Here is a 22,607-nt window from a genome sequence, read left to right on the forward strand (position 1 = left end):
CTAAATTCCACGAGTACTTAGTGTGTGATGACAAAGTAGCTAGGTTATCAGTAGCGGCATAAAAGTGCATTAGCAAATAGACCAAGATTTTATGTCGATGGAGGCGATATCCAATTGTGAACCTCTTGTCGTCACAAAATATTTACGTCCTTTGCGACAAAATTTAAAAGAATGTTTACCTTTACGTTTACGTAAGGGGTAGCTATTGGTTATTGTTATGAAAAAGCAAATCAATTGAAGGTATGACTCATGAATTTTGATTTAACAGACGACCAATTGGCCTTTGAAGAAACCGCCCGTCAATTCGCACAACAAGAGTTGGCGCCCAATGCAGCGATGTGGGACAGAGAACATTATTTTCCTGTTGAGGCAATAAAGAAATCAGGCGAATTAGGATTCTGTGGTTTGTACGCGCCAGAAAGCGCTGGGGGTCTAGGGCTTTCGCGTCTTGATTCTTCAATTATCTTCGAGCAGCTTGCGATGGGGTGCACGACAACCACCGCTATGCTAACTATTCACAACATGGCGACGTGGATGATTGCAACCTGGGGAACCGAAGAAGTTAAGAGCACATGGTGTGAAAAGCTGGTTTCTGGTGAAAAACTCGCGTCGTATTGCCTTACAGAGCCTGGTGCTGGGTCTGACGCGGCGTCACTTAAAACTAAAGCCGTTAAGGAAGGCGGTGAGTACGTTTTAAACGGTTCAAAAGTTTTTATCTCTGGCGCGGGTAGCACAGACGTATTGGTTGTTATGGCTCGTACTGGAGAAGAAGGTCCGAAAGGGGTTTCTGCATTTGCTGTTCCTGCTGATGCAGCAGGCATTGAGTATGGCAAAGCAGAAGAGAAAATGGGCTGGAACGCGCAACCAACCCGTATGATAACGTTTGATAATGTGAAGCTTCATCCAAGTTGGCTATTAGGCGACGAAGGCCAGGGTTTTAAAATGGCAATGCAAGGCTTGGACGGTGGCCGTATTAACATCGCAACATGTTCAGTTGGCACTGCACAGCAAGCGTTAAATGTAGCAAGAGACTACATGAATGAGCGTGAACAGTTTGGAAAGCCCATTGCTGGTTTTCAAGCGCTACAATTCAAGCTGGCTGACATGGCAACAGAACTTGTTGCCGCAAGACAAATGGTGCGGATGGCTGCATGTAAACTGGATAACGATGACGCTGATAAAACAACGTATTGTGCAATGGCGAAGCGTTTTGCAACAGATGTCGGTTTTAACGTATGTAACGACGCATTGCAGCTGCATGGCGGATATGGCTACATAAAAGAATATCCTCTAGAGCGTCATTTCAGAGATGTCCGAGTTCACCAGATATTGGAAGGAACTAACGAAATAATGCGGGTGATCATCGGTAGGCGTTTACTGTCGGACGAACGAAGCGTACTGTAAAACCCTTTTTTATTCATGTTTATAAACGGATTTCCCGATAGGAGTTGCAATGACAGATGCCGAATCAGTTGTGATCGTTGATGAGATTAGTACGAAAACAGATGGCTTTAAAATAGGCCGGTTGACGTTGAATAAGCCAAAAGCATTAAATGCGTTAGATCTCGAAATGGCAGACCTTATGCTAAAAGCATTACAAAGGTGGCATACTAGAAGTGATATTGTTGCGGTAGTTATCGACTCGGCTGGCGAAAAGGCTTTTTGTGCTGGTGGTGACATCGTTTCCATGTACAAATCAATGGTTGAAGCGCAAGGACAAATTCCGGCATTCCTAGAAACGTTTTTCGAAACTGAATACACGTTAGACTACACCATTCATAACTATAGTAAGCCCATTATTGTATGGGGAAGTGGCATTGTGATGGGCGGTGGCATGGGTCTTCTCTGCGGTGCTAGCCATCGAGTTGTCACCGAAACATCTCGCCTGGCCATGCCTGAAATTACCATCGGACTTTACCCTGACGTTGGAGGAAGTTACTTTCTTCCTCGGCTACCAGGGAAATCAGGTTTGTTTCTAGGGTTAACGGGTGGGCAGATGAATGGGGCTGACGCTTGCTACGTTGGATTAGCTGATATCATGGTCAGTAGCGCTGAAAAAGATAATTTGCTCGAGCAACTTGCAAATTATTCTTGGAACGTCACTGATTTAGATAATTTAAACGAGGCGGTAACCCATGTCCTGAGTGACCTTCCAGGGCCAGAAAATATCCCGCAAAGCAATATCGAACCCAATATGGCGTTGATTAATGAATTATGTAAAGGCGACAACGTTACTGAGGTTGTAAATGCGATTTTGTCTTGTGACATGCAAGACAACAAGTGGCTATCAAAAGCTCAAGCGACATTAGCGAAAGGTTCTCCCATTACCATGCACCTGGTTTTTGAGCAGTGCGAGAGAGGTGGGAATATGACGCTAGCTGATTGCTTTAGAATGGAAGCTGACATGTCTTGTCGTTGCGGTGAGAGTGGTGAATTTCAAGAAGGTGTTAGGGCGCTCTTGATTGACAAAGACATGGCGCCCAAGTGGAAATATAAGCACGTCGAAGATGTTCCCCCGGGCGAGATTGAACATCATTTCACTTCGCCTTGGACAAAAGAGAACCATCCGCTGGCGTCACTTTAAGCTTTATAAGTCTTAAAAGGTGCTTTAGCTCTATCGTGCTGACTAGAGCACCTTTTGAAATACAAGGTTCTGACGGAGCAATGGAACACTGTATTGCCGTCAAGGTACTGGATTTGGTATCCTAAGCGGCAAATTTCCTACAAGTAAGATCTTGCCATGTGGCACTGCCCACTTTGTAAATCCCCGATTTCTCTTGGTACTAAACAGATTATCTGCCCCAATCGCCATAGCTTCGATAAAGCAAAGTCTGGTTACGTAAATTTGTTGCCTGTTCAGTTTAAAAAATCAAAAGTGCCAGGCGACGATAAGGACATGGTGAGAGCGCGAAGAGAATTTCACCAACTAAACGCTTACCTACCGCTAAAAGAGAGAATAATTTCACTACTAGGGGATACCCTGGGCAAGAAAGATACTCATTCTGTACCTTTGGATGGAGAACGTAAATCAGGTTTCATTAATATCTACGATGCTGGCTGCGGTGAAGGCAGTTACTTAGATGCAGTTATCGACGGATTACTGGCTAAAGGTTTTTCAGTTAATGGCGCGGGTAGTGATATAGCTAAGATTGCGGTTGAACTTGCTGCCAAAGCATTTAAGAGCACACAGTTTGTGGTAGCAAGTAGCTTTGACTTACCGCTTGTTGATGCCAGTCAAGATGTGATCATTCAGGTTTTCGCACCGGGGAGCAACGAGGAGTATCTAAGAGTACTAAGAGCCCAAGGCCTTCTGCTTACTGTGGACCCTGCTCCAAAGCATTTGTTTGAGCTAAAAACAAGGGTTTATGACGATCCGAAACAACACAAGCTTGAAGAAGCGCCAAGGGCAGGGTTCACGAGATTACACAACGAGATATTCACGTTTTCTATTGAATTTAAAAGCCATGAGCAGGCGCTTGCGTTGATAAAAATGACGCCATTTTATTGGAAATTGCCAGAAGGAAAAATTAATGAGATTGTGAAAACGCTCACGTCGGTTTCCGCTGATTTTCACATTCAACTTTGGCAAAAACACAACAGCGAAGATGCTAAATGAATAACCAATACAAGCAACCTGCGCTTTTTCTAGATAGGGACGGAGTTATCAACGTAGACCATGGTTATGTTGGAAAATATGAGGATTTTGATTTTATAGAGGGAATTTTTGACGCGGTACTTTTCTTCCAATCTAAAGGGTTTCTTCCTGTTGTCGTAACAAATCAAAGCGGTATTGCTCGTGGATATTATACTGAAACTGACTTTGAGGTACTTATGGAGCGGGTTCAAGACGACTTTTCAACTCATGGTATCCATTCACTACCTTTTTATTTTTGTCCACACCATCTTGATGGAAACATTCCTAAGTACGCAACAAAGTGCGCATGCAGAAAGCCAGCACCGGGAATGCTTTTATCGGCTGCACAAGATTTAAAAATAGACCTAGCTAATAGCGTGTTGGTTGGCGATAGCTGGCGGGATATACAGGCTGCTGATGCGGCAGGGCTCAAGCAAAGTTTTTTCCTAAGCAAAGACAATGCTTCATGCGAGCAGAGAGCACAGCTTTCGAACGACCACTCGGTAACAAGAATTGAGAGTCTAAAAGAGCTGATTACGTGAATGAATGGTTATGCGTAACCGGCGCTTAGGCTGAAAATTAAGAATTTTCAGTGAGATAGGATGTAAACTGCTGTGAGTAAAAGAATTACTGCACAGCAGCGTTAATCATTAATTTTGCGTTGAAAAGCGCGACAGGTGCTTTATTGCCTGACTTAATAAGTCGACGTTTAACGGGTCTTTGCTACGTTTTCCCGTTGCCATGTCGCTAATTTCGTAACTTCCATTACTTAATACATCAGTGCGTTTATTGTCGTGGAATACAACAATTCGTTCACCTGAAGTGCTCACCAACCAAGCCCTATTAGGGGATAATAGATTTTGGCCTGTTGAATAATAGGTGGTTGGCGCGTTACACCCCAGGGCATTTAATATCGTTGGCGCTAAATCTTCGGTACTCGCTAACTTTGCGTCTAACTTAAGGGTGCTGTAAAGCACTCCCTTTCCATCTTCACTTCCAAACCCCGTTGCCACAATAATATCGTGATTGCGTGCAAGCGTGCTCTTCACATAACTAGCTGTATCTGCGCTTTGCATAAAAGCGATGTGAAGCCCTTGGTGACTATTCGTTATCGGCTGTTGGTAGCCTGAAAGTTGCGGTAATGGCAGCGAATCATCACTATGAATAGAAACTGGCATACCTGAACCCAAGGGAAGTGCTAGCAGAACGGGACGCTTTTGAGACAATGCGTCTTGATAGATCTCAGGCACACCAAATAGGGTGGATACCATTAAACCTTCAATAGTGCTTGCTGTTGAGTAGTAATTGGCCACTTGAGACAGGCTAGTTGAAGCAATTTCGCCAATATTGACGGTTTGCTCGTTGTCCGTCTGCACGACTACTGTTAAGTTTCTATTTGTCTCTATAGAGCAATAAACAGGTTCTGCAGGATAAGTAATGTTATGGATATCTGGATTGAACTGTAGCTGCTTTCGCTCTTCATATGCAGCTAAATCTAGAAGACCATAGCGCGACATCGTCGTTTTAGCCGTCGCTGGGTAAGACAACGGAAACATGTTGTCTTGTTTAATAATTGGCTGATAAAGCCTAGCATCGGCCCAAACATGAATGGCGTGGCTTGTAACAAAGCAACTGACGAAAAATGTAGTGACGGGTATCCCTACTTTATAGCGAGTAAAGCGCTCAACACGCTTCCAGATTGCATTAGCTAGAACCAGTTGAAACCCAAGCCATACCACAAACAAAAGAAGTAGAAATGACCATTGCTGCCAGCTCTCGATTGCCATTGTCGATTGTGCTTCACTTCGCAGTAAATCGGCGGCGTGAAAGCTTATATGAAAGCCAGTGCGGTTAAAGAGGAGTGCATCGAATGCCAGAAGCGCAAGGCCTACTGCAGCGATAATAGAGGCACTTAGCTTTATCACCCTTTGGTTATTGACCAAATAGCATAGCGGAAGAATAAAAATAACAAAGCCGAAGAAGGTCATAAATCCGATATGACCAAACCAATTGGCAAGAAGATATACAGTGCCGATACCTGTTCCAGGCATAGGGGAAGAGAACACGAAAATTGAGGCTATAACAATGGCGATAATAATATTCGCCAAGGCAAACCAGTGCCCCCAATTTACCAGTTTAGTAACGCGCTGGCGACGAGGTGATTCGGCAAGTATCATGCTGTCCCTTAGCTGTTTTTTACGCTTTTCTTAAGAACATCGGCAAACTGCGTTGCCATTTTTTCACGATTTTCAGGAGCTACCTGCGTGTTCAAAATATGCGTAATTACATTTCCTAACACCATAAGAGAAAGATCGCGGTTTGCACCAGCTTCTTCAAGCGTTAGAATGACGTTATTCATTAGCGCTTCGAATTCGTCGTTGTTATAGCGGCTTTGTTGGGGCATTGCTACGCCTCTTTTTTAAGATTTCTTTGATAAAAAGAATGGTTTTACACGTAAAATGATTATAATCGTTGTTTGAGTGAGTACAATCATTCATTCTTAAATCCCGCAATTCTTTGAATAATTCTGACACTTTTTAAGCAACAGGACACCTGATACTCTATGAGTGCACTGATTCATCACTTTGTTGTACATCGTTTGATTGTAAACAAAGAAGAGAAAATTGAAGCTATTCCCCGAGAAAACTGCCTTGCAGTTACGCCCGAAATTGAGCTTCTTGCCCATCAAATCAATCACAGCTTTAACGCCAAACCAGGAAAGGGGGTAGGCCACTTCGTTAGTGAAGTAACTCGCGAAGCCAAAGTTGAGAACGAAGAGGGGGAAGCCGAGACGCAGAAAAGCACCGAGAATGTCGCTGAGTTTGCGGAAGGTCTAAGAGCGTATATGGATATTCAAAAAGCAGCGGGCGACAATGTAGAGGATGCTTTTCACGCGTTTTCGGTGTCAGCAACAAACCGTTTAGTACGCACGCTAGCTGAAACTGGAACGGTAGAGACGGGTTTTTTAATTTTCTGTCAGTACGAATATTTGGCTACGCAGTACCTCATGATTGCGTTGTTAAATACCCGGTCACATGTTGAAGTGACGAACTCTCTTGATTTATCTGCTCGCGAGCATTTAGATTTGGCGAAAATGCAACTTGCCGTTCGATTCGATCTAACTCAATGGGATGTACAGCCAGAGCAACAGCGGTACGTTAGTTTTATTAAAGGTAGAATGGGCCGTAAAGTATCAGACTTCTTTATGCAGTTTGTTGGTTGCGAAGAACTGGTAGACGTTAAGCAGCAAAATAAACAGCTTATTTCTTCTGTGGATGCATACTTAGCCAGTGAATCGTTAGACCCGCAAGAGCAGCATCAGCATAGAGAAGAAGTAAAATCGTACTTCAAAGAAAAAATTGATGCGGGTGAAAGCCTGTCGGTCGACGAGTTGGCTAACCGACTTCCACAAAACGAAGAGACTAGCAGTAATTTTTCTGCATTTACTCAATCAATGGAAGTCCCGCTTGAAAAAGAAATTCAGCCCGATCCAGCAGCGCTGAAACAGCTTGCTAAGTTCACAGGGCAAGGCGGAGGCATTTCCTTGAGTTTTGAGCGCAAACTAATGGGGGATAGGGTTTTCTATGACCCAGCAACCGATACGCTGACGATACGTGGAATTCCACCAAATTTAAAAGATCAGCTTAATCGCCAATCTTCAATGGACTAGTCGCTGCGAAACCGCGATAAAAAACGTATACTAGTTTTTAGAAAATAAACTCGATTCAAGGGTGTTATGCAATTATTTGTAAATGATTTGACAGTGATGGACTTCTCGTACCTTTGCCCAAAGCGTGGCATGGTTGGTGAAAGCTGGATTGTCGATGTGATTTTGGACGGTGAACTTAACGAAGAGAGCATGGTTCAAGACTTCGGTCATGTTAAAAAGAACTTAAAGCGATTGATTGACGAATATGTTGACCATAAGTTGCTCGTACCGGCTGAGTATGAAGGCTCAGAAGTGATCCATGAGGATGACTCAGAACAAGTTGAAACCCGTTTTACCTGCAAAGATGGCCGTAGCATCATGCTTCATTGTCCTGCTGAAGCGTATGCGTTTGTGTATTCTGATGAAATTAATATGGATTCAGTGGGTGTTTATCTAAAAGAGGTTTTGGCTACGCATTTGCCGGAAAACGTTGAAAATATTACGCTTAATCTTCGGGAAGAGGTTATTACCTCACCTTATTATCACTACACACACGGGCTAAAAAAGCATGACGGTAATTGTCAGCGCATCGCTCATGGCCATCGTTCTCGTATTGATATTATCTTAGACGGTAAAGTGTGTGTCGACAGCCAACAATACTGGGCTGAACGCTGGGAAGATATCTACATAGCCACCCGTGAAGACCAGATTGCCTACAGCGACAGAAAATTAAAGGGTGAAGTAGAAAATCAAGAAGATTATCACTGCTTCGCTTATGAGTCTTCGCAGGGTTATTTCGAATTGCTAATTCCTAAATCAGATTGCGAAATCATTGAAACTGACTCTACGGTTGAGTGTTTGGCACAGTATTTACTTGAAGAACAAAAGAAACGGACACCGGATGGCGTTTGTCAGGTGATTGCTTATGAAGGCGTAGGTAAGGGTGCTACCGTTAAAGGGTAAGCAGACCCCTTCAAACAGCGGCACGACAAGATAGCGACTCAAGTGGGTAAGGAATTGGCTATGGAAATTACACGAACGAGAAACGCGAGTTTTAGACTACTTACTCGTGCTTCACTCTGCTCAATTGCGCTAATTGTATCGCCGCAAGTGAGTTTTGCTTCAGAAGGAACTAACACTAGCGGCACCACGGCTAAACCTTTGCAACAACCAAACATAGATGTCACTCTCAACGGGAAGTTTACACAGGGCGCATTGTTGCGCGGACAAGCGCCAAACGGCGCGCGTGTTTTCTTAAACGGGCAGAGCGTGCCCACCAACAAGGATGGCAAGTTTGTTGTTGGGTTTGAAAGAGAAGCCCCGCTAGAACAACGCCTCACTGTAGAATTAACCAACGGTGAGAAATGGGAGCGCCACATTACGCTAGAAAAGCGGGAATACAATATTCAGCGTATTGATGGGTTAGAACAAAAAATGGTTACGCCACCTGCTGAAGTCACGGCACGTATTAAGCAAGATAATATCAATGTGGCGAATGCTCGTAGCGGCAATTCTGATTTAGACGCGTTGTTTACAGGCTTTAAGTGGCCAGCCAACGGACGTATTTCTGGCGTGTATGGTAGTCAGCGTATTTTAAACGGCGTGCCTAAATGGCCTCATTACGGGCTTGATATAGCAAATGAAACAGGTACACATGTGTATGCCCCGGTAGATGGCGTTGTAACAATGGCTGACGACCTCTACTACTCAGGAAACACGCTGATTATTGATCATGGGATGCGTGTGTTCTCAACCTTTTTACATATGGATACCATCACGGTAGAAGTGGGAGATACAGTAAAGCAGGGTGAACAAATTGGCACTATTGGAACAACGGGCCGCTCTACCGGTCCCCATCTAGATTGGCGAATTAACCTTGGGAAAATGAGATTAGACCCGCAAACGGTTATATCTGGCTCACCAGAAAAAGATTAAGCGCGCTCCAATCAGCTAGATACACGTTAAGAAGGCACCTTGTGGTGCCTTTTCTTTTAATTTACCGAGCTAACCATTTGCTGAGCTTCTGCTGATCGGTAATGGTAAAGAACGCCATGTCTGTGCGGGCTTTAACTACATTAAGGGGCAAGGTAAGGAGTCTGCCATCACGGATAAGGGTTATCTCTACCGTTGACGCCTGTGCATTATCTAAAAGACGTTGAAACTTTTGCGCATTCACGACGTGTCCATCAAGTGCAATAATCACATCGTTTAGCAGAATTCCAGCATCCATGGCGGCGAGCCCTTCAAAAACCTGTACAACCGTCAAACCAAAGCTTGCTGGTTTGAGCGTGGCGCCAAGCTGATTGACAATTGCAGGCTGTGACGTTAAACCACCTTTGTCGTCACTCGACACGCGAGGGCGAATATGAAAATCAACCCCCATCTCACTAACGAGTGAGGCTAGTTCTACGTCATCTGTGCCATAAACTACTTGGTCTAAATATGCTGATACATCAATATCAAAATGCGTTTTACATAAATCTTGTATAACGTTGTCAGGCGTGCCTTTTTCCTCTATTCCATAGTTTTGCCAGAGCAACTGCATGAGCATATCTAAGCTGACCTTGTTGTCAGACTCTCTACGAAGCAATAAATCCAGTCCGAGAGCAATAATACCGCCTTTGGTGTAATAGCTAACAATATTATTAGTAGCGCTAGCATCTTGCTTATAAAACTTTGTCCATGCGTCAAAACTACTCTCTGCAGTGGTTTGTTTTAAGCGCCCGGCATTTTGTAAAAGCCGACTCACGTTTTGCGCCACAATATCGAGGTACTTCTGTGGTTCGATAACGCCAGTTCTAGCAAGGGTTACATCGTCGTAAAAACTCGTAAAGCCTTCATATATCCACAGTTGGTTGGTATAGGTTTCCTGCGACAAGTCCGGCTTGACCATGACACTGGGTTTAATTCGCTTTACATGCCATGTATGGAAAAACTCATGGCTACAGAGGCTTAAGAATGTAATATAGCTATCTGTTTTTTTGCCACTTTCGCCAACCAGTGGCAAGTCAAAACGTGGGTACAGTAGAGCAGTAGAGTACTTATGTTCAAGACCTCCAAAACCATTGTCGGCAAGCAGCGTCATAAACAAATAATTGTCGATAGTCCGAGGGGCACCAAACAAATCAAGGTGATGTTTGCAAATAGGCGTTAAATCTTTAGCGATACGCTCATAGTCGATGTTGTTATTGCCAGAAAATAGTAAGGTGAATGAAACACCATCCACATCAAAGCAGTGAGTATCGGCAATACCTACATAAATAGGATGGTCAATAAACTCGTCATAACTTTGTGCAACGAAGTGCCATTTAGAAGAAGATGCACTATCCGCCCGTGTGGGCATGGATGTATAGGCTTTCCAATCAGTGATCTCTGGATCATTCTCATTAAGTTTAATATCGAGTTCACAGCGTGCATTTTCAAATTCAGACACGTTAAGAAACGCACTGGTACCATTGATAAACGCATACTGATCGTTCATAAATGCCGATCTGATTGACAAATCATTTGCATAAACAGAATACCTAATGGTGCATGGTTTTCCCTGGGTTTCTACACGCCATGTTTGCTTATCAAGCTTGACGATGGGGAGCATGGTTAGATGTTCATTTTTACTATTTGCACCAGTGGTAACATTGATATCTATAATGCTCTTGGCGAAATCCCGCACCATGTAGCTGCCTGGTATCCAGCTTGGCAATGAAAGCTCAAGCATGTTTTTACTGTGTTCGGGGATATCTAATGTAACGGTAAATTGATGGGCACGCCAATTTTCGATAGTTAACGTGTAATGAAGAGCAGAAGGCATAAACGTCCAATAGGGTCAATAACTCGAGTTAATTACTATACCAATCTAAGGCGCTTAGCCCAACAGATTCATAACTAACATTCTTTAACAATTATTAAGGGTCTTTCACATCACAGTGTTGATTAGTTTTTGTTTGATGCGTACATTGAACTTATTCCTATTAATTCCAGCAATAACAAATACAAATGGCTGAAAAAATACAAAGCAGTGTATTGAGTGAAGAAAACTTAGATTCTTTACGAACGTTAGTGCCCGGCGATACAGTAGATTTACAGATTTCTATGCCGGCTGCGCCAAAGCGCGTAAAAACTGACTATATAGGTATGCTCATTGACGAGTGCTTGCTCTTTCATATTCCCACGTCTGCTAAGTGGATAACGGTAAGAGATGCGCTCACCGTAGGCAACGATGTGGTCGTTCGCTCTGTACTTGAAGGCGATACCGGTCAGGTTATTGCATTTAAAGTAAAAGTGCTAAAGTTACTCTCAAAACCTTCAGGATTACTTGTTACAACCTTTCCAAAACGTATTGAAAGTATTGGACTTAGGTCGGTTAAACGTGCACAGCTTGGTGTGTCAGTTACGCTAGAAGCAGACGTGTATCCAAGCGATGAAAATGTGACGGGGATCATAATCGATTTGAGCGAAAAAGGGTCGAAAGTCGCGTTACAGGTGAAACCGAATTGGCCAATAATGATCGATGAATCTGAAGTTAAAATAAATTATTTGTTAGACGGTAAAGAAGTAGCTCTTACAGCTAAAGTAAAAAACCATAAGATAGAGAACGATGTGGTTTACTACGGGCTCGCCTTTACTTGTGATGAGAAACTGATAAAGACGCTGTTGTCGCGGCACACACTTTTAGCTTAATAGTGGTGTAAAACGTGATAACGAGTGCGCTTTTAATAATGGTTATATAAGCAGGCTAGGGGGGTCTACATGAGAAGCATTGAGCGTTTACTAATGCAATACGGCGAAAGCCATCAAAATAAAACGAATGTCATTATTCACGCGATAGCGGTTCCGAGCATTTATTTTGTCACAATTGGGCTGTTCTGGAGTATACCTGTTCCCAACTTTATCGCGCAGTTTGATGTAACTTGGGCCCATATCATCGCCTTGCCTGTACTGTACTACTACTTCCTTCTTTCCGGGCCCATTGGGGCCGCAATGACCCTACTTACTATTTTATGTTTTGGTGCAATTAACACCCTTGAACATTTCAATATCACTGTGTGGTCGTTTTCACTTGTGTTGTTTGTGGTTATGTGGGCACTTCAATTTATAGGTCATCGTATTGAAGGTAAGAAGCCGTCTTTTTTTGATGATTTACGGTTTCTTTTAGTCGGCCCAGCTTGGTGGTGGGTTCACTGGCTAAAAAGAATGAATATTAGCTACTAAAGCCAAGCGGGTTTAACCTGATAAAGCCCTTTATTTCGCCAAAAAATGTCTAATTTCAAGATTTTGCCCTGCGACCAGAAGCATAAGTGGCACGACCAAGCTGCTTGGGTGATAGCAATGCTTGCGTATAATCTTATTATAAGTTTTTAAACTGGTAATAATGTGAGTCGCTTTCAGCGTGTAATAGAAAGTAATGAACGATTATTTTGGACGTTGCACAGCGCGGGCTGGGCAGGGTTTGCGATAATTTATTACATTGGTTCATTTCTCCATGATGTAAGGCCTATATGGGTCTTCATTATTATGCTAAACGCCTATGCAGGTTGGTTGTTAACCATCCCTCTTCGATATATCTACCGTTGGGCAAGAAAGCAGTCGCCCCTCAACATGATCACTATTGTGATCGTTTCTTGTTATTTAATTGCGCTGCTATGGGCTGTGGTAAAAAACATAAACTACTGGGAAATCTATAAACATGGATATCGCCCTGATGAATGGTATATGTATTTCACCAACACCATCAACTCTTTGATAATGGTAGGCTGTTGGAGTGGCGTGTATTTCGGCATCAAAAACTTCCAGATGCTCCAAAAAGAAAAACAAAATGCGCTTAAAGCAAGCACTATGGCGCACCAAGCGCATATAAAAATGCTACGCTACCAACTTAATCCGCACTTTTTATTTAATACGCTCAACGCTATATCAACACTCATCCTGCTAAAGGAAAATGATACGGCGGAAGCTATGGTATCGCGCCTTAGCAACTTTTTGCGTTACTCTTTAGATAACGACCCGATAAAGCGAGTTCCACTAGGGCAGGAAATTAAGGCATTGCGCCTGTACTTAGAAATAGAAAAAGTGCGTTTCGATGACCGTTTAGAAGTACTTTGGGACATTGATGAAGGCTGTGAGAGTGCTCTCGTGCCAAGTATGATTTTGCAGCCAATTATTGAAAATTCGATAAAGCACGCCATATCTAAAATGGAAAACGGCGGTCGTATTTCAATAACTGCACGTACTTTTGGAAATGACCTATTGATGGACGTGGCCGATAATGGGCCTGGAGCGGACATTAAAGACGGTACGCTAAGTCGAGAGAACGGCGTGGGCTTAGCCAATATAAAAGAACGTTTGCAATCCCTTTATCACCGTAATTTTGCATTCTCAATAGAACACAATCAGCCTTCTGGTGTGCGCGTAAGAATACGCATTCCGTATGAAGTTAAGGACGTATAACATGACAAAGCAAGTGATTAAAACCATTGTAGTGGACGACGAACCTTTAGCTCGAAAAGGGCTTCGTGCTAGGTTAGAACGCCATGATGATGTACAGGTGGTTGCCGAATGTCAAAACGGCCTTGAGGCGGTGAGCAGTATTTCTCAACATCGCCCTGACTTGGTGTTTTTGGATATACAGATGCCTGGTTTAAATGGTTTTCAAGTTATTCATAAACTTCGGGAATTAAAACAACCTATTCCAATGATCGTGTTCGTAACTGCCTATGATAGCTATGCTATTAAAGCGTTTGATGTTCATGCGCTTGACTACCTATTAAAGCCTGCAGACGACGAACGTTTAGGCGCTGCATTAGACAAAGTGCGTGAGTATTTTTCTACGCAGCATCAAGATGAGCAGTCGCAAAAGCTTGTAAGTTTGGTTGCTGAATTAACGGGTGATGATTGTGAAGAGATTCTCCGCAAACTTGCTAATGGTGAACCAGTAGAGACCAATCCATATCCTGATGTGCTCGCTATAAAAGATGGCTCTGAAGTAACGCGTGTTAATGTTCAAGACATACAGTGGATTGACGCTGCGGGTGACTATATGTGTGTTCATGCGCTAGACGGCATGCATATTATGCGAAAGACTATGAAAGAGTTGGAACAAGAACTTAACCCTCAGTTTTTCGTTCGCGTTCACCGCTCTGCGATTGCTAACATCCGATTCGTTAAAAAATTAGTCAGTCATATAAGCGGTGAGTATCATTTAATTCTTCAAAACGATACCGAGTTAAAGGTAAGCCGTAGCCATCGCGATAAAGTCAAAGCAGCAATGAAGATGTAAAGCGGCACCATAACATTTGGCCTTGTTTTAGAAAGCCTTGTTTATAGTTAAACAAGGCTTTCTATTATTCTTTAAGTAGTTCCGCTCGATGAGCATAGCATTTTTGTTATAAACTTATTCGCTATTCACTGCTGTATCTCTCATTCATTAGTGTACGCATTGCTTCTACACTTGCATCGTTCAAGGGCTTTGTTGTTTCCCATGTTCTCGACAAGGGTACGGTAACGGGGCGTTGATTTACTTCACCTACCATGATGTTAGTAGCCTTACTTCCCACTAACTTGACAGCGTGTTCCCCTAGGGTTGTTGCTAGTAAGCGGTCTTGTGCCACTGGTGAGCCTCCGCGTTGAACGTGACCTAATGTGACAGGCCTTACATCGCTAATATCATGCTGCCGTAATGCTTCGGTTAACCCTGCTAAGCCATTGGGCCAGACGTTTTCGGCCACAACAACGATAAAGCTTACGGCCCCCTTTAACGCTCGCTGTGCTTTGATCTGCGTTACCATTTTTTGAATCTCTATCTCGGCTGATTCAAAAAATTCAGGTACAACCACGTAATCAGCGGCCGAGGAAAGAGCGGCGTTTAATGCTAAAAAGCCGGCATTACGACCCATAACTTCTACTAGGAAAATTCGCTCAAACGCATCTGCGGTGTCTCGGACTTTATCGATTGAACTCATTGCTGTGTCTATAGCGGTAAAATAGCCAATAGTTGCATCTGTACCAGCAATATCATTATCTATCGTGCCGGGTATACCTATAATTTGACCATCCCAATGTTCGCTTAATTTTGATGCTCCGCGAAACGAGCCATCACCACCAATGACTATAAGTGTGTCGATCTTAGCTTGTTTTAGGTTATCCGCTGCTTTTATCAGCCCTTCGCGGTTTTTAAACTCTTTACAGCGGGCGCTGTGTAGAATAGTACCGCCTTGTTGAATAAGATTGTGGGTCGAACCGAGAGAGAGGGAGACATGTTCCTGTTGTAGTAAGCCATTATATCCATGTTGGTAACCTAACAACGTATATTCAGCTTTTTGGCACGCAATAATGGCTGCCCGTATACACGCATTCATACCTGGCGCATCACCACCAGACGTTAAAATTGCGACACGTTTTGACACATTAAAATCCTTCTTTTTACAGGTAATATGTTTAAGGTAGCGTTAAGGGGTTGGCACGTAAAGTAAACATTTATAGCAAGTGCCTAAGAACTTAAAACTCGTTTATATCGTAAAGGTAACGCTGCTAAATCGTTATTGCTTTTCTATGTAAAAAACGAATAAGCGAATCTTCGGTAGAGAACGTAGTTAATAAAAAAGGATTGAATTATGCGCTTGCTGCTAGTTTTGTTTTCTGTAATTTTTCTCGCTTCATGTAGTTCCAAATTGGCCTACAACAACCTCGACTGGTGGGTCTATTGGTATTTGGACGACTACATAGAACTTAAGGGGGAGCAGGAAGAAAAATTTGATGATTATTTGCAAAACTGGCTGCGCTGGCACAAAACATCAGAGCTTGAGCGCTACAAAGCGCACCTCAGCGAAATCAAAAGTCAAATCAAAAACGGTAGATTAGATTCTGGCGCTTTGCAGGGGCATCTAGTTCTAGCGAGGGAGCATTGGGAGCGAGTTCGCGACGAAATAAGCCCTGAGTTGGTATCAATTGCAAAAACATTAGATGACGAACAAGTCGTATCTCTTTTTGCAGCACTTGAAAAAGACAACAAAGAGGAAGAAGAAGAGCGTCTTGAAACGCTTGCGAAATCAGAAGAAAAGCGTTTGGAAGAACGCATTGAGCGCATAGAGGAAACTATCAGTGAGCGAATAGGAAAGCTTAGCGACGAGCAAAAGCAAATTGTTGCTACTTACGCTAGCCAGTTTATTCCCACTGGTGAAGAATGGTTAAATTATCGTAGGGACATACAAAATGCTGCTAGAAAGTTGTTTGTAACACGCAAGTTTAATAAGGATTTTGAAACGGAGCTTATTGCGCTAATGCAAAACCCAGATACGTATAAGAGCGACATCTATAAGCAAAGTAGTGAACACAATCAAGCCGTTACCGCTACGTTAATTTCTGAAATATTTACAACTATGAGCCACAAGCAGCGAGATACGCTACTTAAAAATATTGATGAACTTATTGAAACAGTGGAAAACTTCAAAAAATAAGTATGCCTACACAAGCTCGTGCGTAGCTATTCAGTGCTTATTTCCATCAATAATCATTTTATACGCACGGGCACCCGACTGCTTGATCATGTTGTCTATCAACGAGGTTTCGGGCATATTTTTCCAATATTTTTTGGGCATTTGATTCAGCATCGCATTCGTCTTAATGCGCGCTGGGTTAAATATGTTTGCATAATAAGTAAGCCAGTATTTTTCGATACGGTCATCATCAGGAACTGCACTTGGATCTGGATTATCCTCAAGAAGAAGCGTATCGGTATCCCAATGAGCGCCACGGTAGGGAGTGAGGATAGACCAGCGCATGTTTTTAAAACGAGTTCGAAAGAAGTCGAGCTTAACCTCCAAACTGTAATGTTCGGGCTCGTACCACGCGACAAAATGTTCTTTACCCTCAACTTCAAGTTCCTTGAACCTCAGAAACGCACTCATTTTATACGCGTCACGCTTGACGGCTTTTACAAGCATATAGAGTTGCATTATATCTTCGTCAGTTTTTAGCTGAATAAGGTTTCTATTTTCATAAATTATCCGCCACAAAACGCGATAACACAAAGCAAAGCGTTTGGTATCACTATGACATAGCGCATACTTAAATAGCACTAAAGCAGATTTGGGAATTGTGTGTTTTATTTGAAGTTTGTTAGTAGCTTGGGTCTGCTCTTGATGACCAAACAGGTCGTCCTGTACCGACTGAACGTTTTGCCAGATAATAGCCTCAGGAGGAATACCGTGTGCTAGACACACCCTTGATGCTTCGCGCCATTCATCAAACCCAGGCACCGAGGTAATTGTAATTGTCTTCATTCTGGCACTACCTTCGAAACTAAATTAGAAGCTGCTAACATAAATTTCATTTACCCACCAAATAACTCAAATTGCTTAGGCTGTTTAAATAGAAGTTCAAAATTATTGCTATCGAGTAAGTGAATGTTCGGTGAGTAGTCACCCACGCTGATGAACGGTTTTAACTTTTTTAGAGGCAGCCGCATTTTAGTAAGGTCTATCCAATTTAATTTGGTATGACGACGAATCGAGAGAATTTTTTGAACTGTACGAGCACCAAGCCCTGGTACTCGTAACAGAAGCATTTTATCGGCTTTGTTTAAATCGATTGGAAATATATGGCGATTTCGCAATGCCCATGCGAGCTTGGGGTCGTGATCCATATCCAGCATTTCATCATGAACAATTTCATCGAGGGTAAATCCATAAAAACGCAGAAGCCAGTCAGCTTGATAGAGACGATGTTCACGTATTAAAGGCGCTGGTTTCAAAGGTAAAACTTGTGAGGCGTCAGGTATGGGGGAAAATGCAGAGTAATAAACCCGACGTAGCTTTTGTTCGCTATAGAGTTTAACGCTGGTTCCCAAAATGATTTTGTCATTCGAATCATCCGCACCAATGATCATTTGGGTCGACTGTCCACCAGGCGCAAAGCGAGGAGGGCGTTTGCCCGAGTGTGTTTTATCGACATTATGTTCCGTTATTTTGTCTTTAAGCGTATTCATCGCCCCATGAATCGCGCCAAGGTCTTTCTCTGGAGCATATTTATTTAATGAAGGTTGGGTTGGCATCTCGACGTTTATACTTAATCTATCTGCATATAAACCGGCCTCAGCCTGTAATTCGGGCGAGGCGTTTGGAATGGTTTTAAGGTGTATGTAGCCCTTGAACCCGTGATCGAGACGCAGGGATTTAGCAATGCGCACCATACTTTCCATTGTTAAATCTGGTGAGCCAACAATACCGGAGCTAAGAAATAAGCCTTCGATGTAGTTACGTTTATAAAAATTAAGGGTTAAATCTACCGTCTCCTTCACTGAGAAACGGGCACGTCGTACATTGCTAGATACTCTATTGATGCAATAGTGGCAGTCGTAGATACAATAATTCGTCATTAATATTTTCAATAGTGATACACATCGTCCATCTGGGGTAAAACTATGGCATATACCTGAGCCACCAGTTAGCGAGCCTATACCGGTTTTATCAGTTTTGCCTGCCTGACGCTTACCTGCTGAGCCGCTTGCACAGGACGCATCATACTTAGCGGCGTCTGAAAGAATTTCGAGTTTTTGTATCAGTTTGTCATGCATTGCAGATTAAACTTCCTCTTAGCAAAAGCAGATGTAGAGATATCTCACCTAAACATTTTGCTGACATATTTTATTTAAGAAATAACCACTCGCGTTATAACATGTATATATATACAGTACAAATGTGTTATGTTTATCTGGAGGGAAAGCAGTAAAACCCGTTGAGCGAATGTTTAGTAATAGAGGTTGATAAGTGGGCTTAAGATTGTCCTAGTGAAATAAAAGTCAAGGGATTGATGAATAGCCTAAAAACCGATGTATTGTGAGAGTTCGTCTCGAAGATTGACGTATTTCTCTTTATAGGGTGCTTTGAGCGTCATGTCGTCTATTAACTTAAATAAACGCTTACACTCATTAATCAAGTTTGCATCGGCTTTACCCTCTTTCAACGCTATTTGAAGAAGACATTGAAGTAGGTTGAGTGCAACACCGGTATTAACAGGTGCAAAGCCTTGAGCAAGGGCAAATGATGCCTTAGCTCGCTCATAGTCCTTTTCTTGGTAATGTTGAATACCCTCGCGATTGAACTGCTGATAGCTGGCTAGGCTTTTTTGCGCGTCTTGAGACTGTTTTCTTAGCATAATCGCACTATTTTGGTCGAGCTGATCGCCCCGTGATTCTAGTAACGCGTTTAACTGAACCGCGTCATCGAATTCACCCAATTTAAACATCACATTTATACTATCAGGGATATAAGCTGTAGGAACGTCGGTGTACTTTTCATCTAGTAAATTTTGAGACAAGGCTAAATGTCGCTTTGCGTCTATTAACTTTCCATCTATTGCGCTTATTCTGGCGTTAACAATTTTTCCAAAGATACTTATGTCAAAGTCGCGGTCTATTTTTTGAAGATGATCATCAAATTTTCCCCGCTGCAGTGTGAGAAGGGCCTCTTGTTGATACTTGTTGCGCTGTTTTTTATCTTCTGCAAATTCCGCAATGTCTAAATAGCTTCTGATAATGCCGCACCAATGAAGGCTGTTTTTGTGTACGGTACGTTTTGATAAATCCCAAATAGCTAAACTAGAGCTTGCCGCGAGTAGCAAATCCTCATTATCTCTGCCAATCTCGCAGGCTTTAAAATGCCTTGGCAGCGAATAGGGAGAAAGTTTAATTGCTTCCTTGATAGCCTCTAATGCTTTTTCACCAGATGTGATAGCTTGATAGGCCTGAGCAAGAATATCGTGTGCATCTGCATTAAATCTGTTGCGCTTGAGGGTTTTCTTAGCCACTGATATAGCTTTTTCGTAATCTTTCAATTGAAGGTAGGTTTTACCAATCGCGACTTGAGCCCAGAGCACAGGCTTTCCATCTATGTAGCTATTTAAAACATCAAGGGCTTTTTGAGGCTGATCGATTCGCCAATATAACTCTACCAAGAGTTGCTCGCAGTGACCTTTATAATGAGACGGCGCATCTAGGAGCGCTTCAATATGGTCGATAGCGCTATTGAGTTCTCCTTTATTAATCAGTGTATAAGCTTCTTTTAAGAACTCGCGTTTTTGAAAAGCGCGTACAATTCTAGATTTTAACTGTACCTGTGAAAAGGGTTTGATAAGAAAGTCATCTGGACGACGCTCTATTGAGCCTAACACTATCGGTCGTGCGCTATCGGCGCTAATTAAAATAAATACGGTCGTTGGACTAATGAGACTGGCCGTGCGCAGCTCCTCTATTAATTCATATCCATTTTTGTTGTCTGCGCCTAGATGAAGATCACAAATGATGATATCGAATTTATGCTTTTTACAAAGTGATACCGCTTGTTCTGCTGACGATTTAGTGACCACGTCAGACACGCCCATAGAGTGCATTAATCCCTTGAGGAGAAGGAGGAAAGGTCGTTGATCTTCAACAATCAATACTTGTTTGTTGCTAAATTGCATTTCGCATCCGTGAATGAGCACACCTAGGCCTAGTAGAAGTATATCTAACTTTAGAAAATAAGCTTAAGAAAAACATTATCTTGCCGAAAACATAAGTATGCAAATTAAGTAATAAAAATGGATGCCATTAGACACCCCCGCTGCTAACGACAATACGCCTATCGACCCCAGTATTTACTGGGAGCGAAGTGGGGTGCTTGCTCGCGCATCAGCGCAAGGTGCACTTTTTTCCTTATACCTTGCCATGCAGCAACACAGTGTTGCGGAGCCGTTTCAAATTGAATCGGCAAATTCAGGCCTAGAACAACAAAATAGCGTAAAGGCACAACTTGCCTCATTAAATCATTACAGACGGCCGTCACTCGCTGCGAGCGAAAGTGAATGGAAAACAATGCACGTTATGCCTTTGCTTGTTGCACAGGACTATGCCACAGCGCGATTGTACATGGCATTAAAACCCGCACCTTTAGCACAAACCAACGATGAAAAGCGTCTTCCCGATGACGTAATACACAACTGCAGCCTCGCTACGCAAAAAAGACTGAAAAAACAATATGCTAATTCAGTTAAAGAAGACAATACATTACTCTATGATATTCTCTCTTCACAACACGGTGAAACTGACTCTGCAAATCCTGAACACCTAAATTCAACGTCCTTTAGAAGTATGGCTTAGCACAACACCGTGCACCGTGAACACTCAAAAAGCATTCACTAGTACCAGTCCGCACAGATAATTACATCTGTCCTAGTTTTTAACCATTAGTTTTGTTATATTGCGCGCCGCATTTTTGCACTGGTCTTACGCTCCAATCAGCAAAGGTAAAAAACTATGTCTAAATATATTGTTTGCGCAATGTATAAATTTGTTGCGCTTGAAAACTTCAAAGAAATACGTCAACCGCTACTTGAAGCCATGGAAGCAAATGGCATCAAAGGCACTCTTCTTCTCGCTCACGAGGGTATAAACGGCACTGTGTCGGGCACCCGTGAAGGTATCGACGCTTTACTCGCTTATTTGAACAGTGATGAACGTATTAACCCAATTTCTTTTAAAGAGTCACTTCACGACGAGCAGCCGTTCTACCGGACTAAAGTAAAGCTTAAAAAAGAAATTGTTACGATGGGTGTTGAGGGTATCGACCCGCGCCGAACTGTGGGTACGTATGTAAAACCTAAAGATTGGAACGCGCTAATTAGCGATCCGGACGTTACGGTTATTGACACACGAAACGGTTACGAAATTGAAATTGGTACGTTCAAAAACGCGGTTGACCCAAAAACTGAAACTTTTCGCGAGTTTCCAGAATACGTAGCAAAAGAACTAGACCCGTCTAAAAATAAGAAAGTTGCAATGTTCTGCACTGGTGGAATCCGCTGTGAAAAATCTACCGCTTATTTGAAAGAACAGGGGTTTGAAGAGGTCTATCATTTAGAAGGTGGCATCCTTCAGTATCTTGAAGATGTACCAAAAGAAGAGTCGCTGTGGGAAGGTGACTGTTTTGTATTTGATAACCGCGTAGCCGTTAATCATGACTTAGAGAAAAGCCATTACGAGCAGTGTTACGCATGTAGACTCCCTATAACGGAAGAAGACAAGCAAAGCGATAAATACGAGCCAGGCGTAAGCTGTCCTCATTGTTATGGTACACATACTGAAGATCAAATTGCTCGATTTAGAGAGCGTGAAAAACAAGTTCAGCTAGCGAAAGAACGCCAACAGGAACACGTTGGAACTGAAGCGCGTTTAACCATGGAACAAAAACGCAAAGAAAAAGCGGAAGCTCAACGTTTACGCGCACTTAAAGCGAAAGAAAATCAGGCATAGACAGCCAGAAAGAAGGGCGTTACACTCGTGTTTATTGCAGTTGA

Annotated in this window: 21 protein-coding genes; 14 read left to right on the plus strand and 7 right to left on the minus strand. The window is 42.7% G+C overall.

Annotated features, from left to right (window positions below):
* Positions 1 to 249: 249 nt before the first annotated feature.
* The 4 genes from GVO62_RS09660 to GVO62_RS09675 all read left to right on the plus strand — a co-directional run bounded on the left by GVO62_RS09660 (position 250) and on the right by GVO62_RS09675 (position 4,176).
* Entirely contained in the window at positions 250 to 1,404 is a 1,155-nt protein-coding gene (locus GVO62_RS09660) for an acyl-CoA dehydrogenase family protein (RefSeq protein WP_159118859.1), read from the plus strand.
* A 49-nt stretch (positions 1,405 to 1,453) separates the two neighbouring features.
* Positions 1,454 to 2,584: an enoyl-CoA hydratase/isomerase family protein gene (locus tag GVO62_RS09665; RefSeq protein WP_159118861.1), complete on the plus strand. Its 1,131-nt coding sequence runs from the start codon at positions 1,454 to 1,456 to the stop codon at positions 2,582 to 2,584.
* Between the two features lie 156 nt (positions 2,585 to 2,740).
* Positions 2,741 to 3,616 carry a putative RNA methyltransferase gene (locus GVO62_RS09670; protein ID WP_159118863.1) on the plus strand — a complete coding sequence of 292 codons (876 nt, stop codon included), beginning with the start codon at positions 2,741 to 2,743 and terminating at the stop codon, positions 3,614 to 3,616.
* Positions 3,613 to 4,176 (plus strand): D-glycero-alpha-D-manno-heptose-1,7-bisphosphate 7-phosphatase, encoded by a 564-nt coding sequence (locus tag GVO62_RS09675; protein WP_159118865.1) that lies wholly within the window; start codon positions 3,613 to 3,615, stop codon positions 4,174 to 4,176. The genes GVO62_RS09670 and GVO62_RS09675 overlap by 4 nt, the downstream gene beginning before the upstream one ends.
* A gap of 108 nt (positions 4,177 to 4,284) precedes the next feature.
* Here GVO62_RS09675 and GVO62_RS09680 read toward each other — a convergent pair whose 3' ends face one another.
* Positions 4,285 to 5,811, minus strand: coding sequence for a DUF3413 domain-containing protein (locus GVO62_RS09680; RefSeq protein ID WP_159118867.1), 1,527 nt, complete (start codon positions 5,809 to 5,811; stop codon positions 4,285 to 4,287).
* A gap of 8 nt (positions 5,812 to 5,819) precedes the next feature.
* The gene (locus tag GVO62_RS09685) at positions 5,820 to 6,038 is read right to left on the minus strand and encodes a DUF1414 domain-containing protein (RefSeq protein WP_159118870.1); all 219 of its coding nucleotides are present in this window, start codon (positions 6,036 to 6,038) and stop codon (positions 5,820 to 5,822) included.
* A 159-nt stretch (positions 6,039 to 6,197) separates the two neighbouring features.
* Between GVO62_RS09685 and yejK the strand changes: the two genes are divergently transcribed.
* From yejK to GVO62_RS09700, 3 genes are all read left to right on the plus strand, one after another.
* A complete protein-coding gene (gene yejK / locus GVO62_RS09690) occupies positions 6,198 to 7,304 on the plus strand; it encodes a nucleoid-associated protein YejK (RefSeq protein ID WP_159118872.1) in 1,107 nt (368 codons plus the stop codon).
* Between the two features lie 66 nt (positions 7,305 to 7,370).
* Positions 7,371 to 8,246 (plus strand): 6-carboxytetrahydropterin synthase, encoded by an 876-nt coding sequence (locus GVO62_RS09695; RefSeq protein WP_159118875.1) that lies wholly within the window; start codon positions 7,371 to 7,373, stop codon positions 8,244 to 8,246.
* Positions 8,247 to 8,306: 60 nt separating this feature from the next.
* Complete coding sequence (locus tag GVO62_RS09700; RefSeq protein ID WP_159118877.1) at positions 8,307 to 9,218, plus strand: M23 family metallopeptidase; 912 nt, start codon at positions 8,307 to 8,309, stop codon at positions 9,216 to 9,218.
* 61 nt (positions 9,219 to 9,279) lie between these two features.
* Here the strand turns inward: GVO62_RS09700 and GVO62_RS09705 are convergent, their stop codons facing one another.
* Complete coding sequence (locus GVO62_RS09705) at positions 9,280 to 11,091, minus strand: M61 family metallopeptidase (RefSeq protein WP_159118879.1); 1,812 nt, start codon at positions 11,089 to 11,091, stop codon at positions 9,280 to 9,282.
* 185 nt (positions 11,092 to 11,276) lie between these two features.
* Between GVO62_RS09705 and GVO62_RS09710 the strand changes: the two genes are divergently transcribed.
* The 4 genes from GVO62_RS09710 (at position 11,277) to GVO62_RS09725 (ending at position 14,556) form a co-directional block, all read left to right on the plus strand.
* The gene (locus GVO62_RS09710; RefSeq protein ID WP_105931283.1) at positions 11,277 to 11,960 is read left to right on the plus strand and encodes a PilZ domain-containing protein; all 684 of its coding nucleotides are present in this window, start codon (positions 11,277 to 11,279) and stop codon (positions 11,958 to 11,960) included.
* A gap of 69 nt (positions 11,961 to 12,029) precedes the next feature.
* Positions 12,030 to 12,491 (plus strand): Mpo1 family 2-hydroxy fatty acid dioxygenase, encoded by a 462-nt coding sequence (locus GVO62_RS09715; RefSeq protein WP_159118881.1) that lies wholly within the window; start codon positions 12,030 to 12,032, stop codon positions 12,489 to 12,491.
* A gap of 162 nt (positions 12,492 to 12,653) precedes the next feature.
* Positions 12,654 to 13,727, plus strand: coding sequence for a sensor histidine kinase (locus GVO62_RS09720; protein WP_159118883.1), 1,074 nt, complete (start codon positions 12,654 to 12,656; stop codon positions 13,725 to 13,727).
* Position 13,728: 1 nt separating this feature from the next.
* Positions 13,729 to 14,556, plus strand: coding sequence for a LytR/AlgR family response regulator transcription factor (locus GVO62_RS09725; RefSeq protein ID WP_105931286.1), 828 nt, complete (start codon positions 13,729 to 13,731; stop codon positions 14,554 to 14,556).
* A 121-nt stretch (positions 14,557 to 14,677) separates the two neighbouring features.
* Here the strand turns inward: GVO62_RS09725 and GVO62_RS09730 are convergent, their stop codons facing one another.
* The gene (locus GVO62_RS09730; RefSeq protein WP_159118884.1) at positions 14,678 to 15,682 is read right to left on the minus strand and encodes an ATP-dependent 6-phosphofructokinase; all 1,005 of its coding nucleotides are present in this window, start codon (positions 15,680 to 15,682) and stop codon (positions 14,678 to 14,680) included.
* 207 nt (positions 15,683 to 15,889) lie between these two features.
* Here GVO62_RS09730 and GVO62_RS09735 point away from each other — a divergent pair, with 207 nt between their 5' ends.
* Positions 15,890 to 16,732 (plus strand): DUF6279 family lipoprotein, encoded by an 843-nt coding sequence (locus GVO62_RS09735; RefSeq protein ID WP_159118886.1) that lies wholly within the window; start codon positions 15,890 to 15,892, stop codon positions 16,730 to 16,732.
* Between the two features lie 30 nt (positions 16,733 to 16,762).
* On the opposite strand, the gene GVO62_RS09740 is transcribed toward GVO62_RS09735, so the two are convergent.
* From GVO62_RS09740 to GVO62_RS09750, 3 genes are all read right to left on the minus strand, one after another.
* Positions 16,763 to 17,557 (minus strand): TIGR03915 family putative DNA repair protein, encoded by a 795-nt coding sequence (locus GVO62_RS09740; protein ID WP_159118888.1) that lies wholly within the window; start codon positions 17,555 to 17,557, stop codon positions 16,763 to 16,765.
* Positions 17,558 to 17,607: 50 nt separating this feature from the next.
* Positions 17,608 to 18,849 carry a putative DNA modification/repair radical SAM protein gene (locus GVO62_RS09745; protein ID WP_159118890.1) on the minus strand — a complete coding sequence of 414 codons (1,242 nt, stop codon included), beginning with the start codon at positions 18,847 to 18,849 and terminating at the stop codon, positions 17,608 to 17,610.
* A gap of 245 nt (positions 18,850 to 19,094) precedes the next feature.
* Positions 19,095 to 20,735 (minus strand): response regulator, encoded by a 1,641-nt coding sequence (locus tag GVO62_RS09750; protein ID WP_159118892.1) that lies wholly within the window; start codon positions 20,733 to 20,735, stop codon positions 19,095 to 19,097.
* 121 nt (positions 20,736 to 20,856) lie between these two features.
* On the opposite strand from GVO62_RS09750, the gene GVO62_RS09755 reads away from it, so the two are divergent.
* Positions 20,857 to 21,411: a VC2046/SO_2500 family protein gene (locus GVO62_RS09755; protein ID WP_159118894.1), complete on the plus strand. Its 555-nt coding sequence runs from the start codon at positions 20,857 to 20,859 to the stop codon at positions 21,409 to 21,411.
* A gap of 156 nt (positions 21,412 to 21,567) precedes the next feature.
* On the plus strand, positions 21,568 to 22,563 hold the full coding sequence (gene trhO / locus GVO62_RS09760; RefSeq protein ID WP_159118896.1) for an oxygen-dependent tRNA uridine(34) hydroxylase TrhO: 996 nt from the start codon (positions 21,568 to 21,570) through the stop codon (positions 22,561 to 22,563).
* Positions 22,564 to 22,607: the final 44 nt, after the last annotated feature.

It is taken from the genome of Alteromonas sp. KUL150, from assembly GCF_009811475.1.
In the GTDB taxonomy this organism is placed as follows: domain Bacteria; phylum Pseudomonadota; class Gammaproteobacteria; order Enterobacterales; family Alteromonadaceae; genus Alteromonas; species Alteromonas gracilis.

Bases quoted from the DNA above. Each gene is read 5' to 3' on its own strand.
- GVO62_RS09660 (WP_159118859.1), top strand. From the start codon at position 250: ATGAATTTTGATTTAACAGACGACCAATTGGCCTTTGAAGAAACCGCC.
- GVO62_RS09665 (WP_159118861.1), top strand. From the start codon at position 1,454: ATGACAGATGCCGAATCAGTTGTGATCGTTGATGAGATTAGTACGAAA.
- GVO62_RS09670 (WP_159118863.1), top strand. From the start codon at position 2,741: ATGTGGCACTGCCCACTTTGTAAATCCCCGATTTCTCTTGGTACTAAA.
- GVO62_RS09675 (WP_159118865.1), top strand. From the start codon at position 3,613: ATGAATAACCAATACAAGCAACCTGCGCTTTTTCTAGATAGGGACGGA.
- GVO62_RS09680 (WP_159118867.1), bottom strand. From the start codon at position 5,811: ATGATACTTGCCGAATCACCTCGTCGCCAGCGCGTTACTAAACTGGTA.
- GVO62_RS09685 (WP_159118870.1), bottom strand. From the start codon at position 6,038: ATGCCCCAACAAAGCCGCTATAACAACGACGAATTCGAAGCGCTAATG.
- yejK (WP_159118872.1), top strand. From the start codon at position 6,198: ATGAGTGCACTGATTCATCACTTTGTTGTACATCGTTTGATTGTAAAC.
- GVO62_RS09695 (WP_159118875.1), top strand. From the start codon at position 7,371: ATGCAATTATTTGTAAATGATTTGACAGTGATGGACTTCTCGTACCTT.
- GVO62_RS09700 (WP_159118877.1), top strand. From the start codon at position 8,307: ATGGAAATTACACGAACGAGAAACGCGAGTTTTAGACTACTTACTCGT.
- GVO62_RS09705 (WP_159118879.1), bottom strand. From the start codon at position 11,091: ATGCCTTCTGCTCTTCATTACACGTTAACTATCGAAAATTGGCGTGCC.
- GVO62_RS09710 (WP_105931283.1), top strand. From the start codon at position 11,277: ATGGCTGAAAAAATACAAAGCAGTGTATTGAGTGAAGAAAACTTAGAT.
- GVO62_RS09715 (WP_159118881.1), top strand. From the start codon at position 12,030: ATGAGAAGCATTGAGCGTTTACTAATGCAATACGGCGAAAGCCATCAA.
- GVO62_RS09725 (WP_105931286.1), top strand. From the start codon at position 13,729: ATGACAAAGCAAGTGATTAAAACCATTGTAGTGGACGACGAACCTTTA.
- GVO62_RS09735 (WP_159118886.1), top strand. From the start codon at position 15,890: ATGCGCTTGCTGCTAGTTTTGTTTTCTGTAATTTTTCTCGCTTCATGT.
- GVO62_RS09740 (WP_159118888.1), bottom strand. From the start codon at position 17,557: ATGAAGACAATTACAATTACCTCGGTGCCTGGGTTTGATGAATGGCGC.
- GVO62_RS09745 (WP_159118890.1), bottom strand. From the start codon at position 18,849: ATGCATGACAAACTGATACAAAAACTCGAAATTCTTTCAGACGCCGCT.
- GVO62_RS09750 (WP_159118892.1), bottom strand. From the start codon at position 20,735: ATGCAATTTAGCAACAAACAAGTATTGATTGTTGAAGATCAACGACCT.
- GVO62_RS09755 (WP_159118894.1), top strand. From the start codon at position 20,857: ATGCCATTAGACACCCCCGCTGCTAACGACAATACGCCTATCGACCCC.
- trhO (WP_159118896.1), top strand. From the start codon at position 21,568: ATGTCTAAATATATTGTTTGCGCAATGTATAAATTTGTTGCGCTTGAA.